The organism is Psychrobacter sp. CAL346-MNA-CIBAN-0220, assembly GCF_040309805.1.
Classification (GTDB): domain Bacteria; phylum Pseudomonadota; class Gammaproteobacteria; order Pseudomonadales; family Moraxellaceae; genus Psychrobacter.
The window spans coordinates 1-280 of sequence record NZ_JBEOPF010000149.1 but is presented as its reverse complement, the minus strand read 5'-3'; the positions used below and the strand labels follow the sequence as shown (position 1 = coordinate 280).

1 protein-coding gene is annotated in these 280 nt (G+C 33.2%); it reads left to right on the top strand.

Annotation, left to right across the window (positions count from 1 at the left end; genetic code table 11):
• Positions 1-280: hypothetical protein (locus tag AAEY88_RS13085; protein WP_350563078.1), on the top strand; the 280-nt coding region annotated here is incomplete at both ends.

Genomic DNA, 280 nt, shown 5'->3' with positions numbered 1-280 from the left:
ATAGGTGAAGACACTACGTTTGATAAAAACGATAAAGAGTCATTATTTAGTGTTAACCAATGGCGTACCTTAATTAAGTCGATTATAAATGCTGGCGAAGTGAGTTTTTCGGTGCAACCTGTTAAACAAGCTAATAAAACTGATTCTCAGTGTTACTTTGAGGTATTTGCACACTTTATTCATGAAGGTGAAAAGGTAAATAATGGTCACTTATTTGCGATGGCTGAAAAGTTAAATTTAACCGAAGAACTCGATAAAAAAATTATACGTAGCTTTGTAG